This window comes from Niastella koreensis GR20-10 (genome assembly GCF_000246855.1).
In the GTDB taxonomy this organism is placed as follows: domain Bacteria; phylum Bacteroidota; class Bacteroidia; order Chitinophagales; family Chitinophagaceae; genus Niastella; species Niastella koreensis.
Genome location: NC_016609.1, coordinates 1,252,322 through 1,267,808, shown reverse-complemented (window position 1 = coordinate 1,267,808; position 15,487 = coordinate 1,252,322). Strand labels below are relative to the sequence as shown.

The following is a 15,487-nucleotide window of genomic DNA, read 5'->3' as shown; positions in this document are numbered from 1 at the left end:
GTACTATAGTTTTTTGGATGTGGGTAATGTATACCCTATTATCTGGCCCCGGATGGCCTATACTCCGCTGGGGACGGGCTTTTTCACCATTTGTATAAAGAAATATATCAGAAAAATAACCTGCACCAGTAAACAACCTTCCATGCACCACACTTTTAATTGATTCCTGAACATCAATGCATCCAGGTCTTCGGTATTGTAAGTACCGGCAGCAGAATCACCTTTTACCAATCCTAAACCCAGGAAAAGGCCTAACAATAATGCCGTGATCACAGTGTAGGCAACGACAAATTTCTTATTTACCGCCTGGTGCCGGCGACGGATCATTCTGAAAAGAAAAACCACTATCAGCAGCCACAATACAAAAGTGATGGCTATCTGCGAATTTTTTATGATGAAATAAGTATCACTGACATCAATGTCAGTTGTCATAGCCCCATATTTTGAAATACTAAAAAACACCAAAATAACTACCAGCCAAAACAGAATATGCTCGATCTTTTTCATAATTGCTTCATATAGCGGGACATAATATTACTACAGTCAGGTCGATCATACAACTTCCCGCAACACATTTATTTAAAATAATATACAATATTTTACCCGGTTCCCCTGTTTAAACCTTCTAATCAATAACGGGTCTGAACTACAAATCAATTGCAAGAAATGAAGCAACTTTTACCTGCCCTGCTTATCCTTTTAGTAACCGGCACTTTGAAAGCACAAACCAATGAGGGATCAGATAGCCCCCAGTTACCTGGCGATAACTTCAGTTTACAGGGCGCCCTCGACCTGTTTAAACAGTCCGGTTCCCCCGAAGAGTTTGAAAAACTATTGAATTCAGAAAATTCCAAGGTAAATAACCTCGACCTCAACGAAGACGGCAACACCGATTATGTAAAGGTGGTAAGCAAACGCGAGAACGATGTTGAGGTGTTTGTTCTCCAGGACATTATCTCTGAAACCGAAAGCCAGGATATTGCCGTGATAGAATTACAAAAAACCGGTAGTGACAATGCTGTGATCGATATAGTAGGTGATGAGGACATGTATGGCGAAGAAAAGATTGTGGAACCCAATGAAGATGGCAGTGGTTTTAATGAAGGAACTTCCTCCCTGGCCGGCGGGCCTAATCTCGAAAACGCCAAACTCTTCTCAGCCAATGGCATTATAGTGAACGTTTGGGCCTGGCCTTGTGTACGGTTTGTATATGCCCCCTCTTATGTGGTGTGGGTATCGCCTTATACCTGGCGGGTACACCCCGTTTGGTACCGTCCCTGGAGGCCAATGGCATGGGCAGTTTACCGCCCCTTCCGTTACCACTACCGCGCCCATTATGCAGTGGTTACCACCCGCCGGGTAGTAGTGGCGCAGCCAATTTACCGGCCTATGCGCGTTACTTCGGTAACCGTAACAACCCGCCACCAAACCGCCATCAACAATTATCGTGTTACCCGCAAAACCACTATCGTTCAGGGTCCGCGTGGCAGAAGATATACAAAAACCAGCACTACCGTAAGACGTAGAAGAAGATAAAAACCAATGTGATAATGTGATAATTAGCTAATGTGATAATGGAATACAGCCTCCCATATCCGGGAGTTCCGAATAAGAATTCATTATCGAATTATCACATTATCACATTATCGAATTGAATTGTTTGAATATCCCAAGTATAGTTACACTGCATCCAGCTTATGGGTGCAGTTTTTTTATGCAGCCTGTCGTCTAACCAGTATTATCATCGATCTTTACTTTTGTAATTCCTTAACATCTGCCACTGTACGGGCCGCGTATATAGTGGAGTAAAATCAATACAATGATACATCTGTTAAAACAACACGGAATGAAGGTCTTTCTGACAGGTGTGCTGGTAACAATAGTCACATTGTTTTCCTGCGCACAAAAACAAAACGCAAAAAAGAGTATTAGCAAGGATATGACAACAAATACAAATACGGTGAACACGGCCACCGATACCGCCACATTTGGTACCGGTTGCTTTTGGTGTACGGAAGCTATCTTTCAGCAATTGGATGGGGTAATTAAATCAACGTCGGGATACAGCGGCGGTCACGTTGCCAACCCTACCTATAAAGAGGTTTGTACCGGCAATACCGGTCATGCAGAGTGTATACAGGTGGTGTACGATCCAAAAAAGATCACGTATGATGAACTGCTGGAGGTTTTCTGGCAAACCCACGACCCTACTACCCTCAACAAACAGGGCGCCGACGTAGGCACCCAATACCGCAGCGTGATCTTCTATCACAACAACGAGCAAAAAGAAAAAGCTGAAAAATACAAAGCGCAACTGGATAAAAGCGGCGCCTTCAACGATCCCATTGTAACGGAGATCTCTCCTTACACGCAGTTTTACGCCGCTGAAAACTACCACCAGGATTACTACGAACAAAATGGCAGTGAGCCTTATTGTAACATAGTTATTCGGCCGAAGGTGGAGAAGTTTCAGAAGGTGTTTAAGAGTAAGTTGAAGCATTAGTTTACAGAGTTGACAGGTTAACACGTTGATAGAGTTGACATAGTTGACAGGGTTGATAAAGGCCTTTTACTCGCGCGGCTCGCCACTAATGACGAGCCGCGCTTTTTGGTATTCCTTGTCAACCTGTTAACTCATTTCCTGTATTTCCTCTATCAACTCTATCAACTCACTTCTCAATACGCGTCCTCCTCAATTCCAGCTGATTCAACCCATTCGTAGGAAACCCATGTACATAAGGATGAATCAGCCGAACCACTTCATCATAAAATAACGGAACCACCGGCGCGTCATCCATCACCATTTGATCCATTTGCTGATAGAGTTTATAACGCACACTATCGTTTTCCGTTACCATTGCCTGATCGTACAGCGCATCAAACTTAGGGTTGTTATAACGGGTATAGTTGGGCGGTGCAGGATTGCCGCCATAAAATACGCTCAGGTAATTTTCTCCTTCGGGAAAATCTGCTATCCAGCTGCCCCTGAAAAACAGGGCTTCCGATTTGGCCGTTTGTTCCAGCAACAAACTCTTGGGAATTACTTCTATCTGAATTTTAATACCTACCTCCTCTAACTGCCGCGCAATAAATCCCGCAATATCACTGTAAATAGGAATGGTCAGCAGCTTTATTACCGGCAGGCCTTCCCCGTCGGGAAAACCAGCCGACTTTAACAGTTCCCGCGCTTTCACCGGGTTGTATGAATAGCCTTTTACCACGCTGCTGTCAAAAGAAGGCAAACCAGCCGGGATAAACCCGCTTTCTGCCGGCATTCCCTTGGAATTATACAGGTACATGACCATCTTACGCCGGTCGAACCCATAATTGATGGCCTGCCGTACTGCTTTCATCCGCAGGGGCGAGTTGGTCACCAGTGGATTGTCTTTATCCATCAAAATGCCCAGGTACTCGGTATTTAAATAAGAATGTTTGGAGAGAACGATCCTGCCCTGCCAGTCTTTACGCAGGTCTCCTTTTTTGGTAAGTACCTCATCTTTGAACGAAGCATCGAGATCATTGATAAAATCCAGTTCGCCCTGTTGAAACAACAGGAACTCCGTAGCCTTGCTGTCTAAAAGCGTAATCTTTACGCCATCGAGATATGGCAATCGCGCACCGGTACTGTCATGTTCAAAATAATTCTCATTCTTCGTCAGGATCATGGCCTGCCCTTCTTCCCAGGCTTTGAATTTGAACGGACCGGTACCACAGGGATGGCTGCGAAAATCAGCCCCGTATTTATCCACCACTTCTTTGGGCACTACAGAGCAATATTGCATACTTAATAAACCCAGGATGGGTGCAAAAGGGCTTTTTAAGGAAAGCTGAAAGGTAGAATCGTCCAGCGCCTTAAAACTGTCTTTATCCTCCACGCGGTCGTTGAAGATCCAGGCGCCGCTGCTGGCGGTAGAAGGATCTATAAGGCGGCTAAAGCTGTAAGCCACATCAGCAGCCGTTAAGGACCGCCCTTTACCTTTTGGAAAAGCATCGTTATCGTGAAAGAAAACGCCGGGGCGTAAATGAAAGGTATAAACCTTGCGGTCAGCCGATACATCCCAGCGGTAAGCCAGCGAAGGAACGATCTGCAGGGCATCGTCGGTCTCCACCAGGGTATTGTACAACTGGTGTACCGCCCAGATGATGGCCTGGTTTTTAGCAAAAGCCGGGTCAAGGGTGCCAATACCTGTGGTTTCATTGTAATGGAACACGTGTTTATTACCGCTTGTACGGCTGCTGCAGGAATTAAATAAAATCACACCCAAAAAGACAGCAAAAAATATAACTTTAGCTTTCATATACTATCATCAACTATGAAAATAGGTACTTTTTCATTCCTCATTCTGAATTTATCATTTCTCATAATAAGCACTTCCTGCGCCGCACAACCGCTGGGCAAAAAACTGCAATTTACCCACCAGGATACCCTGCGTGGCACCATTACCCCCGAAAGGGCCTGGTGGAACGTGTTACGGTACGATATACAGGTTACACCCGATTATGGCAGCAAAACCATCCAGGCACAAAACCGCATCACCATCCAGGTTTTAAAGCCGGAGAACAAATTACAGCTCGATCTGCAGGAGCCTATGATCATTGATAGTATTTTTTTATTTAAAGATCTCGTGAGCACAGAAAGACTCAACCTCACATTTGTCAGGGAAGGCAATGCCTGGTTTGTGACCATGCCCAACTTAGCGGCTAACTCAAAACCGATCCTGGAAGTGAATTACCATGGCAAACCCCGCGAGGCCGTTCGCCCACCATGGGATGGCGGCTGGATTTGGACCAAAGACAAAATGGGCCGTCCCTGGATGAGCGTGGCCTGCCAGGGCCTGGGCGCCAGCGTTTGGTATCCCTGTAAAGACCACCAGAGCGACGAACCCGATAACGGTGCCAGTTTAAGTATTACGGTACCTGATACGCTGGTAGCTGTGGGCAATGGTCGCCTGCAGTCAAAAACACCCCATAACAACGGCACTACCACCTATACCTGGGCAGTTAAGAACCCTATCAACAACTACAACATTATACCCTACATTGGTAAATATGTAACCTGGCACGAGAACTTTGCCGGGGAAAAAGGCAACCTCGATTGTGACTATTGGGTGCTGGATTACGACCTGGACAAAGCCAAAAAACAATTTACCCAGGCAGATAAAATGCTCAAATGTTTTGAATACTGGTTTGGCCCCTACCCTTTTTATGAAGATGGCTACAAACTGGTGGAAGCGCCGCACCTGGGTATGGAACACCAGAGCGCGGTTGCCTATGGCAACAAGTTTGAGAACGGGTACCTGGGCCGCGACCTATCCGGCACCGGCTGGGGTCTTAAATGGGACTTCATTATTGTACACGAAAGCGGCCACGAATGGTTTGCCAACAGCATTACCAGCAACGACATTGCCGACATGTGGGTGCATGAAGGTTTTACCAATTATTCCGAAACCCTGTTCACCACCTGCGAATACGGGGTAGAAGCAGGTAATGAGTATTTAATTGGTACCCGTGCAGGCATCCGGAACGACATTCCCATTATTGGGCCCTATGGCGTAAACCAGGAAGGCAGTGGTGACATGTATCCCAAATCGGGCAACATGCTGCACACCATCCGGCAGATCATCAACAACGACTCGGCTTTCCGCAACATCTTACGCGGTCTCAATAAAACCTATTACCACAAGACAGTCACCTCAAAGGAGGTGGAAGCCTACATCAGCCGTGAGGCGAAGATTGATTTTTCAAAGGTGTTTGATCAATATCTTCGCACCACCCAGATCCCCGTGCTGGAATATGCCATCAAGGGCAAGGACCTTAAATTCAGGTTCACCGATTGCGTAAAGGGATTTGGCATGCCGGTTAAAGTAACAATCGGCAAGGACGAAAAATGGATCCGCGCCAACGAAGACTGGACCATTATTTCAGGCGCCAATACCGGCAACTTTACTGTTGACAAGAACTTTTACATCAACACAAAGAAGGTTAACTGGTAATGGAACGCTGAACGCCGAACGCTTAAGGCTTAACGCCTGCCCGCGAACTGGCGGCTTTCGCCTTCAGCCCTGGGCCTTCGGCATTAAGCATAAAGAGCAGCTAGAACAAAAAACTAAGAATTTATAATGAGCTTACGGCGGCAAAGTATTATTTCTTCCATATTGGTGTATATAGGAATGGGGCTGGGATTTTTCAATACTTACCTGTATGCAAAAGGATTTTCTGAAACACAATATGGGATAGTAGGAGCATTTCAGGCTTTTGCCACCGTCATGCTCTCCTTTTCAAACCTGGGGCTCTCCTACTACATTTATAAATTCTATCCGTATTACAAGGATAACCTGGAGCCTAAAGAAAACGACATGTTCACCCTGGCATTGGTCACCGGCTTTGCAGGGTTTCTCTTAGTGATGACCGGCGGACTTGTATTCAAGGACTATTTTATACAGAAATACAACGAGCACTCCCCCGAGGTAGTGCAATATTATTACTGGCTTTTTCCTTTTGGCTTTGGCTTCTCCATCTATACTATATTAGAAGCATTTGCCTGGCAGTTGCGTAAATCGGTGTTCACCACTTTCACCAAGGAGATCCTGTTCAGGTTACTGGCTACTGTCCTGATCGTGTTGTTGTCCTTTCACTTCATAAAAGACTTCGACCTGTTCATTAAAATATATGCCTTCACCTATCTTGGCATTGCAGTAACGCTGGTAATATATCTGATCGTCACCCGCCAGCTGCATTTTACTTTTACCATCAGCCGGGTAACAAAAAAATTCAGGAAGAAAATAATCAGCTCCTGCCTGTTAGTATGGGGGGGCTTTTTGGTGGTAAACATTTCAAGTGCATTTGATACGCTTGTAATTGGCGCCGTGGTAAAGGAAGGGATGAAGTACGTGGGCATTTATACCCTGGCACAAAATATGTCGAGCCTGGTGTTTGCCCCCCAACGCGCCATTAGTGCAGCCGCTATAAGTCATTTGTCGCAGGCCTGGAAAGACAAGGACCTGGGCCGAATCAACCGCATTTACCAACGCAGCAGCCTCAATCAACTGATCTTTGGCCTGGCCATTTACCTGTTGATCTCGCTCAACTTTACCGATGGTGTGCTCACCTTTCATTTAAAACAGGGTTATCTCGATGCCCGGATTGTTTTCTTATTCATTGGTCTTACCAAAGTGATTGATATGGGCACCGGCTTAAATTCCCAGATCATTGCTACCAGCATTTACTGGAAAGTAGAGCTTTTCAGTGGGGTAATTCTATTATTGCTTACACTTCCGTTGAACTATGTATTAACCTTAGATATGAAAGAGCTGGGGCCTGCGGTGGCCAATCTTATTGCCATCGTTGTGTACAATGGCATCCGGTATTTTTTCCTCTTAAAGAAATTCCAGTTACAGCCATTTACCCGGCAAACTGTATACTCACTTCTATTGGCCGCAGTCTGTTTCTGCATTTGCTTCCTGTTGTTTGATTCTTTCCAGGGATTTGTATGGCTCGTGCTGCGCAGTACAGTATTCTGTTTGTTATTTGCAACAGGCGTATTGTATTTTAAACTAACACCAGATGTATTACCTGTGTGGGATACAATTAAAAAACGACTGAAGCTAAAATAGTTCAGCAATACCTGCTAAAAATATTCAGCAACACCTGCTAAAAATGTTCAGCACCATTAGGAATGTTTTAACATTCTGGCTTCATTAATTGTCAGATAAACATTGATAAGTGTATAATTACCATTTATACTCAAAACCAGTGTAATCGTTTGCGTAAAACGAACGGGCATTTTTACAGAAAAACCCCTAGTGGGTATTTATGCTTTAGTCTATTTTCTTTTATAACACTGCAACCATTGATGCGATCGCCTCTTTCACGTCGTTACTTTGATTCAGCATTACGGAATGCATGGAGTTCTTGGTCAAGGTATCTGATGAAAGCAGCCAGTCCCTAAGAAAATAGTTGATTCGTAGCATTAAATTCCGTTTTTAGTTCGTATCCCTTTGAACTCTTTTCGATTTGCTTATATCAATTAATAATCCTGTTATGAAAAGCTTGTCAATTTCCCAACACCCGGCACCAGTATTCACTCAAACAAGTACCGTACCCCCCGTAGCCCCCGTACCCCTTCACAAATTGGTAGATCAGCTCATGCACAGCTTTATTCCGCTGGCCGTAACCCAACATAGTTTTATTATCAACAGCGTGGATGAAAGTTTTCAGTTAAATGCCGATGAGCAGGTACTGGCCTTTATTGTAGGAAATCTTCTGAACAATGCGATCGTTAGTTCGCACAACGCGTGTGTTCGTATTGAAGCAGTTAAAAAACCCCAGGGCGTGCAGATCATTGTACGCAACAATGGAGCTAATTTTTATAGTACCGTTGCCAATGGGTTTTCGCAGGTTGTAGCAGCCGCCCGCAGCATGGGAGGAAATATCAATATCTACAATCAAAAACACGAAGGAACAGTTATTACGCTTTCGGTAGCTGCTTAAAGGCAGACGGCAGAAGGCAAACGGCAGACAGCCCTCCTGCTCCGCCAGCTGGCGGATCCGGCGGGCAAGGCAAACAGCCAAAACAAGTAAAAGAAATTTGATAAGGTTCAATGTATAAGTAAATCCAATATCTTATGTTGAACCTTTTTTCTTTTTTCCATACCCCGGCTCCAGTAGACCCCTAAAACCCCTAAACTTTGAACTTTAGACTTTGAACTGAGAACTGAGAACTAATTAACCACTCTCCCTCCCCCTGCAAACTTTGATTTGTAGTAATCCTCACCCAGGTCACTGATAATTACCCCATTGTTGGTAGAAGCATGCACAAATTTATTATTGCACAGGTAAACGCCCACATGGGTAATACCGGCTTTGGCGCCTTTGGTTTTAAAGAACACCAGGTCGCCCTGGGCTAACTTTTTCTTTTTAAGGTGTTTGCTGTTCGCATACATTTCCGCCGAGTTGCGGGTAAGGGTCACATCGTAGTACGACGCCATAAAGGCCTTGGTAAATCCACTGCAGTCAACTCCCTCGCGCGTATCGCCGCCATATTTGTATTTAGTGCCATACCAGCTGTCGATGAGCTCCAGCAATTTGTTATCGTTGATCATTTCTACCGGAATATCCAGTAAAATGGCATATTTAAACTGTAAGGGAGCGCTTAATTCAATCCCGATCACTTTGCGGTTCTTTAGTTCGGCGATCTTATTTTCTTCTTCGGGAGTTAATGCGGCCAGCTTAGTGGTAGGGCTTGCAACCTTTTTTGATTTGCTGGTAGTTACAGCAGTGCTTTTAGCAGTCTTCTTTTTGCTTTTGCCATCCTGGAATACCTTATAAAGGCCAAATGGATGACGTGCTGATGCTGGTTCAGCAAACACCAATAGGGTGGATATAATGATAATCAGATACTTCACAGGCTGGGAATTTTAATTGCCATTAAATCGCTCAAACCTGTCACAACATGTCTGACAAGGTACGGCAAGGCCCCAAAAATAGCAAATACATTGCCAGGATGGCATTAAATTTTTTAATACCGTCCAACGCTTAATGCAGAAGGCGGAAAACCGCTAAAGGCTGAAGGCGGAAGCTAAAGGCGAAAACCGCCCATTCGCGCGCCTGCCCTAAGCTTTAAGCCTTTGGCCTTTAGCCTAAAATATTTATTCAGGCCGTGTGGATATAAATTCCTCCCAATCACTTTTGAATAAAGAACTTTATACCACAATTTCGTGTTTTATTACATGGCAGCTTTTCACTGATAATGAGGTGTTTATCCGGGTAACTGGAACCCGGTGACCGGCGCCCCTGCTACCTGGAACCTGAAATAGCAACTTAGGACAACAGAAGTAATACTTAAGAACAAATTAACTTTATATAGATACATGTGTAAGTTTTCCCATCTTCACGTTCACACCCAATTTTCGTTGCTTGACGGACAGGCATCGATCCAGTCATTGTATAAAAAAGCCGTGAAGGACGGAATGCCGGCGCTTGCTATTACCGACCACGGTAACATGTTTGGCGCCTTTGAGTTTGTTGCAGAAGCCTATAAACACAAAAATGAAGATGGCAGCCTGAAGGTAAAACCCGTTGTTGGCTGTGAGTTTTATGTGGTGGAAGACCGGCACAGAAAGGTCTTTTCCAAAGAAATAAAAGACGAACGCTATCACCAGGTATTGCTGGCAAAAAATAAAACAGGTTATCAGAACCTGGTTAAATTAACCAGTTTGGGCTATATAGAGGGTATGTACAGCAAATACCCCCGTATTGACAAAGGCCTTATTGAAAAATACCGCGAAGGACTGATCGCCACCACCTGCTGTATCGGCGCCTATGTGCCCCAAACCATCCTGCACGATGGCGAAGAAAAAGCCGAGGCCGAGTTCAAATGGTGGCTGGACCTGTTTGGCGAAGACTATTTCATTGAGATCCAGCGCCACAACCTGAAAGAACAGGAGATCATCAACCAAACGCTGTTGAAGTTCTCAAAAAAGTATAATGTTCCGGTTATTGCAACCAACGACAGCCATTATACCGACCAGGACGACTACAACGCCCATGACATCCTGCTATGCATCAACACCGGTGAAAAGAAAAGCACACCGGGTTTCGATGATTTTGTAAACGACGATACCAATATAAAAGACCGCCGCTTCAAATTTCCCAACGACCAGTTTTACTTTAAAACTCAGGAGGAAATGAAGAAGCTGTTCAGCGATATTCCCGAAAGCATCGATAATACCAATATCATTGTTGACCGGGTGGAAGTACTGAACCTGAAAAAGGATATCCTGCTGCCGGCTTTCCCGTTGCCAAAAGAATTCCAGATCTCCGATGACAGTAATTTGAACCAGTGGGAATTCCTGAAACACCTTACCTACCAGGGCGCTAAAGAACGCTACGTAGACATAACACCCGAGATCCAGGAACGCCTTGACTTTGAGTTGTTTACCATTAAAACCATGGGGTTTGCCGGTTACTTCCTCATTGTAAGCGATTTCATAAAAGTGGGTCGCGAACGGGGTGTTTTCATCGGCCCGGGCCGTGGATCGGCGGCCGGTAGCGCCGTGGCATATTGCACCGGCATCACCAATATCGACCCCATTAAATACAACCTGCTGTTCGAGCGCTTTTTGAACCCCGACCGTAAATCGATGCCGGATATAGATACGGACTTCGATGATGAAGGCCGCCAAAAAGTGATCGACTATGTAGTAGAGAAATATGGTAAAAGCCAGGTAGCCCAGATTATTACCTATGGTACCATGGCCGCCAAGAGTAGTATCAAGGACGTGGCGCGGGTACTCGATCTGCCGCTGGTTGAATCGAACGCCATGGCCAAGATGGTACCGGAAAAGCCCGGTATTGAACTGGGCCGCGTATTACATGCACCTTTAACCGCAAAAGAGGGCGAGAAATCGCTGGAAGAAAAAGAAGGTATTGGTCCCGATGAAATTGAAATAATTAAGAAGCTACGTGAAATATACAACAGCCAGGGCATAAACGCCACCGTGCTGCACGAGGCTGAAAGGCTGGAAGGTTCGGTGCGTAACACCGGTATCCACGCGGCGGGGATCATCATTGCCCCTTGCGATCTCACCGATCTGATCCCGGTATCTACCGCCAAGGACTCCAGTTTGTGGGTTACCCAGTTTGAAGGCAGTTTGATTGAAGACGCCGGCGTAATCAAGATGGACTTTCTGGGTTTGAAAACCCTTACCATCATCAAGAACGCCCTGCGCATGATCAAGGAGAACCATGGAGTTGAACTTGACATCGAAACCATTCCCCTCGACGATCCCAAAACATTTGAACTGTATCAAAAGGCTGAAACCGTTGGTACGTTCCAGTTTGAAAGCCCCGGGATGCAAAAATACCTGCGCGATCTCAAGGCTGACCAATTCGCGGATCTCATTGCGATGAACGCCTTGTACCGTCCCGGTCCGCTTGCATATATCCCTAACTTTATCGATCGTAAACACGGCCGGGAGGAGATCACCTATGACCTTCCGGAAATGGAAGAGTACCTCAAGGAATCATACGGGATCACGGTATACCAGGAGCAGGTGATGCTGCTGGCGCAAAAGCTGGCAGGGTTTAGTAAGGGTGATGCCGACGTACTGCGTAAGGCGATGGGTAAAAAGCAAAAATCGGTACTGGACAAGATGAAGGCCCAGTTCGTAAAAGGCGCTTCAGAAAAAGGCCACCCGGTTGACAAGCTCGAAAAGATCTGGACCGACTGGGAAGCATTCGCCCAATACGCCTTCAACAAATCACACTCTACCTGTTATGCCTATGTGGCTTATCAGACAGCCTATTTAAAAGCCCACTACCCTTCTGAGTACATGGCGGCCGTTTTGAACAACGCCGGTAACATAGAAAAGATCACCTTCTTTATGGAAGAGTGTAAGCGAATGGGTATAAAATGTTTGGGGCCTGATATCAATGAATCGAAAAAAGGTTTCTCGGTTAATAAAAATGGGGATATCCGTTTTGGCCTTGGCGGATTGAAAGGCGTGGGTGAAGCCGCGGTTGACAGCCTGATAGAAGAACGCGAAAAGAACGGTGAATATAAATCGGTGTTCGACATGATCAAACGCGTGAACCAGCGTACCGTGAACAAGAAAACGCTGGAAAGTCTGGTATACGCCGGTGGCTTCGATTGTTTTACCGATCTGCACCGCGCGCAATACTTCTTTACCCCCCAGAACGATACCAGCTCCGGTTTAGAGAAGATTGTTCGCTTTGGCAACATATACCAGGCCCAGAACGTAAATACCAGTAATACGTTGTTTGGCGGCCTTACAGAGGTAATGGAAATTCCACCACCCAAAATTCCGCCCTGCGAACAATGGTCGTTGACGGAGTTACTGAACTATGAAAAAGAGGTTACCGGGATGTTTATGAGCGGTCACCCGCTCGATCACTTCCGGTTTGAAATAAAACACTATGGTATTACTACCGTAGCCGAGTTCAATGAAATAAAAGATACCCTGGCCCTGCAGCCCAACCCGGGACGCCCATTCAGGCTGGCAGGGCTGGTAACAGACGCCCAGCACCGGGTTACCCGTACCGGCCGCCAGTTCGGTTCCTTCTGGATAGAGGACTATTCCGGTAAAAGCGAGTTCATGCTGTGGAGCGATGACTACATGCGTTTTCTCAACTACCTCGAAAAGGGTAAAAACCTGTTCATAACCGGCGCCTTTAAACCCAGGTTCAATAAAACCGAATTTGAATTCAAGATCGAAAAGATGAGTTTGTTGGAGGGCATTAAACAAAATCTAACAAAACAGGTTATTATTGATGTTGAAGCACGGTACGTGAATGAAGAACTTATCAACTTCCTGGAAAAGAACCTGAAAACCTTTCCAGGCAGTTCAAGATTGAAATTCAATGTTAAAGATATTAAAAATCAGTGCAAGGTAAGCCTGGCGACTGTAGAGGCAGGATTTGAAATGAATGACGAAATGGCTGCTTTTCTGAACAGTCGTCCTGACCTGGATATCCAGGTAGTGACCGCATAAGATACATTGGATCAGTGCAAAACCTGTCACGTCATGCCTGAGACCAGTTACAGATTGCGGGAATGACCTGACAGGTTTGACTGAAAATGGTATGGCACAGATTTCGACGCTATTATAATACTTTTTTGAAGATCGAAACTTTGGAAAACGTTTAAGAATTTATTTATAAACTTTACACACTAAATTTATATTTATGGCTTTAGAACTTACAGACACAAACTTCCAGGACAAGGTCCTCGATTCTGATAAATTAACCATTGTTGATTTTTGGGCAGAGTGGTGTGGTCCTTGTCGCGCAATAGGACCAGTTATTGAAGAATTATCGAAAGAGTACGACGGCAAAGTGAACGTAGGCAAAGTAAACGTTGACCACAACCCTAACGTAACTGTTCAGTACGCAGTTACCTCTATCCCTGCCATCCTTTTCATAAAGAATGGTAAAGTAGTTGACAAGCTGGTAGGTGCACAACCTAAAAGCAACTTTGTAAAAAAGATAGAACAACACATATAAGTACTTTACTATAAGAATTTCAAAAGCGGTCTTTATGGCCGCTTTTTTTGTCTGAACCAGTGGCACAGGTTACATAGCGGGCAATTTTACAACTATATTGAAATTTACTGGAAAGGGCCAAAGCAGCTTAGAACTGCTTTGGCCCTTTTACATAAGTTTATATCCCGGAAATCCCGGTTCAGGCTAATGGCTTACCGCCACCTTTTCATCAGAAGGAACATGTTTATACCTGAACACCAGCGGAAAAACAATCCCCAGCAACAAGGCATAACCGGCAAAACTAAACCAGATGGACTGCCAGTCCTTTACCCCATCTACCGTGAAATAATCCACTACCCGTCCGCTGATCTTATTGCCCACCCAGGCGCCAAAACCATTTGTCATTAACATAAACAATCCCTGCGCACTGGCCCTGATCTTGATATCGGCCTCCTTCTCTACAAACAAAGCACCGGAGATATTGAAAAAGTCAAATGCCATCCCATAAATGATCATCGAAAGGATCAACAGCCACAACCCGCTGCCGGGATTACCAATCGCAAACAATCCAAAACGGAATACCCAGGCAAAAATGCTCATCAGCATTACCTGTTTTATGCCAAACCTTCTTAAGAAGAAAGGAATAGCCAGAATGAAAAGCGTTTCGGAGATCTGTGAAATCGATATTAAGATGTTGGAGTGCTTTACCCCAAACGCATCGGGATATGTATTCGCAAAATCGCCGAGAAAGGCAGATCCGAAGGTATTGGTGATCTGTAACGCCGCCCCCAGTAACATGGCGAACAGGAAAAAGATGACCATCTTATTCCTTTGAAATAATACCAAAGCATCCAGTCCCAGTGAACTGGCGAGGCTTCTTTTTACCGCCGATTTAACCGGGGGACAACCGGGCATGGTAAACGCATACACCCCCAGCAACAAGCCCGATCCTGCACTGATGTACAATTGCATCGGGCTCAGGTTAAACCCACACAGGTCAACCATCCACATCGCAGCAATAAAGCCAATAGTGCCCCATACGCGGATGGGTGGAAAGTCTTTTACAATATTGAACCCACTTTTTCCCAGCACGATAAACGACACCGTATTGTTCAACCCGATCGTAGGCATGAACATAAAAGAATTCAACAACATAATGTAATAAAGCATTTGAGGGTCGGTTACTTTGCTGGCCCAGAACAATAGTAAGGCACCAATGATATGGCAAAGACCGAGCACCCGTTCGGCATTCAGCCAGCGATCGGCCACAATACCAAATAAAGCGGGGGTAAATATGGAGGCTACTCCCATGGTTCCATAGATATCGCTTACCTCCTGGCCTTTAAAATGCAGCACATTGAACATATAGCCGCCCAGCGAAATCAACCACGAACCCCAGACAAAGAACTCCATAAAGTTCATAATAATGAGCCGTAACCTGATATTCAAAGTATATTCTTTTTGATTTGGAAAAATCGGTGAGCCG

Annotated in this window: 11 protein-coding genes; 7 read left to right on the top strand and 4 right to left on the bottom strand. The window is 45.2% G+C overall.

The genetic code is table 11. The features are described 5' to 3' along the window. Positions 1-57: 57 nt before the first annotated feature. Entirely contained in the window at positions 58-432 is a 375-nt protein-coding gene (locus NIAKO_RS05095) for a hypothetical protein (RefSeq protein ID WP_014217326.1), read from the bottom strand. Positions 433-666: 234 nt separating this feature from the next. Here NIAKO_RS05095 and NIAKO_RS05090 point away from each other — a divergent pair, with 234 nt between their 5' ends. Then, positions 667-1,536, top strand: coding sequence for a hypothetical protein (locus NIAKO_RS05090; RefSeq protein WP_014217325.1), 870 nt, complete (start codon positions 667-669; stop codon positions 1,534-1,536). 310 nt (positions 1,537-1,846) lie between these two features. After that, the gene (gene msrA, locus NIAKO_RS05085; protein WP_014217324.1) at positions 1,847-2,503 is read left to right on the top strand and encodes a peptide-methionine (S)-S-oxide reductase MsrA; all 657 of its coding nucleotides are present in this window, start codon (positions 1,847-1,849) and stop codon (positions 2,501-2,503) included. A gap of 166 nt (positions 2,504-2,669) precedes the next feature. Here the strand turns inward: msrA and NIAKO_RS05080 are convergent, their stop codons facing one another. Beyond that, on the bottom strand, positions 2,670-4,298 hold the full coding sequence (locus NIAKO_RS05080; protein ID WP_014217323.1) for an ABC transporter substrate-binding protein: 1,629 nt from the start codon (positions 4,296-4,298) through the stop codon (positions 2,670-2,672). A 15-nt stretch (positions 4,299-4,313) separates the two neighbouring features. Here NIAKO_RS05080 and NIAKO_RS05075 point away from each other — a divergent pair, with 15 nt between their 5' ends. The 3 genes from NIAKO_RS05075 to NIAKO_RS05065 all read left to right on the top strand — a co-directional run bounded on the left by NIAKO_RS05075 (position 4,314) and on the right by NIAKO_RS05065 (position 8,490). Next, on the top strand, positions 4,314-5,993 hold the full coding sequence (locus NIAKO_RS05075) for a M1 family metallopeptidase (RefSeq protein ID WP_014217322.1): 1,680 nt from the start codon (positions 4,314-4,316) through the stop codon (positions 5,991-5,993). 126 nt (positions 5,994-6,119) lie between these two features. Then, positions 6,120-7,613, top strand: a complete 1,494-nt coding sequence (locus tag NIAKO_RS05070) for a lipopolysaccharide biosynthesis protein (protein ID WP_014217321.1) — start codon at positions 6,120-6,122, stop codon at positions 7,611-7,613. 427 nt (positions 7,614-8,040) lie between these two features. Beyond that, positions 8,041-8,490, top strand: a complete 450-nt coding sequence (locus NIAKO_RS05065; protein ID WP_014217319.1) for a sensor histidine kinase — start codon at positions 8,041-8,043, stop codon at positions 8,488-8,490. A 230-nt stretch (positions 8,491-8,720) separates the two neighbouring features. Here the strand turns inward: NIAKO_RS05065 and NIAKO_RS36395 are convergent, their stop codons facing one another. Beyond that, the gene (locus tag NIAKO_RS36395; RefSeq protein WP_014217318.1) at positions 8,721-9,404 is read right to left on the bottom strand and encodes a C40 family peptidase; all 684 of its coding nucleotides are present in this window, start codon (positions 9,402-9,404) and stop codon (positions 8,721-8,723) included. Between the two features lie 465 nt (positions 9,405-9,869). Here NIAKO_RS36395 and dnaE point away from each other — a divergent pair, with 465 nt between their 5' ends. Beyond that, a complete protein-coding gene (gene dnaE, locus NIAKO_RS05055; RefSeq protein ID WP_014217317.1) occupies positions 9,870-13,511 on the top strand; it encodes a DNA polymerase III subunit alpha in 3,642 nt (1,213 codons plus the stop codon). A gap of 193 nt (positions 13,512-13,704) precedes the next feature. Beyond that, positions 13,705-14,022 (top strand): thioredoxin, encoded by a 318-nt coding sequence (gene trxA / locus NIAKO_RS05050; RefSeq protein WP_014217316.1) that lies wholly within the window; start codon positions 13,705-13,707, stop codon positions 14,020-14,022. Positions 14,023-14,205: 183 nt separating this feature from the next. Here trxA and NIAKO_RS05045 read toward each other — a convergent pair whose 3' ends face one another. Further along, positions 14,206-15,414 carry a nucleoside permease gene (locus NIAKO_RS05045; protein WP_280513742.1) on the bottom strand — a complete coding sequence of 403 codons (1,209 nt, stop codon included), beginning with the start codon at positions 15,412-15,414 and terminating at the stop codon, positions 14,206-14,208. Positions 15,415-15,487 lie beyond the last annotated feature (73 nt).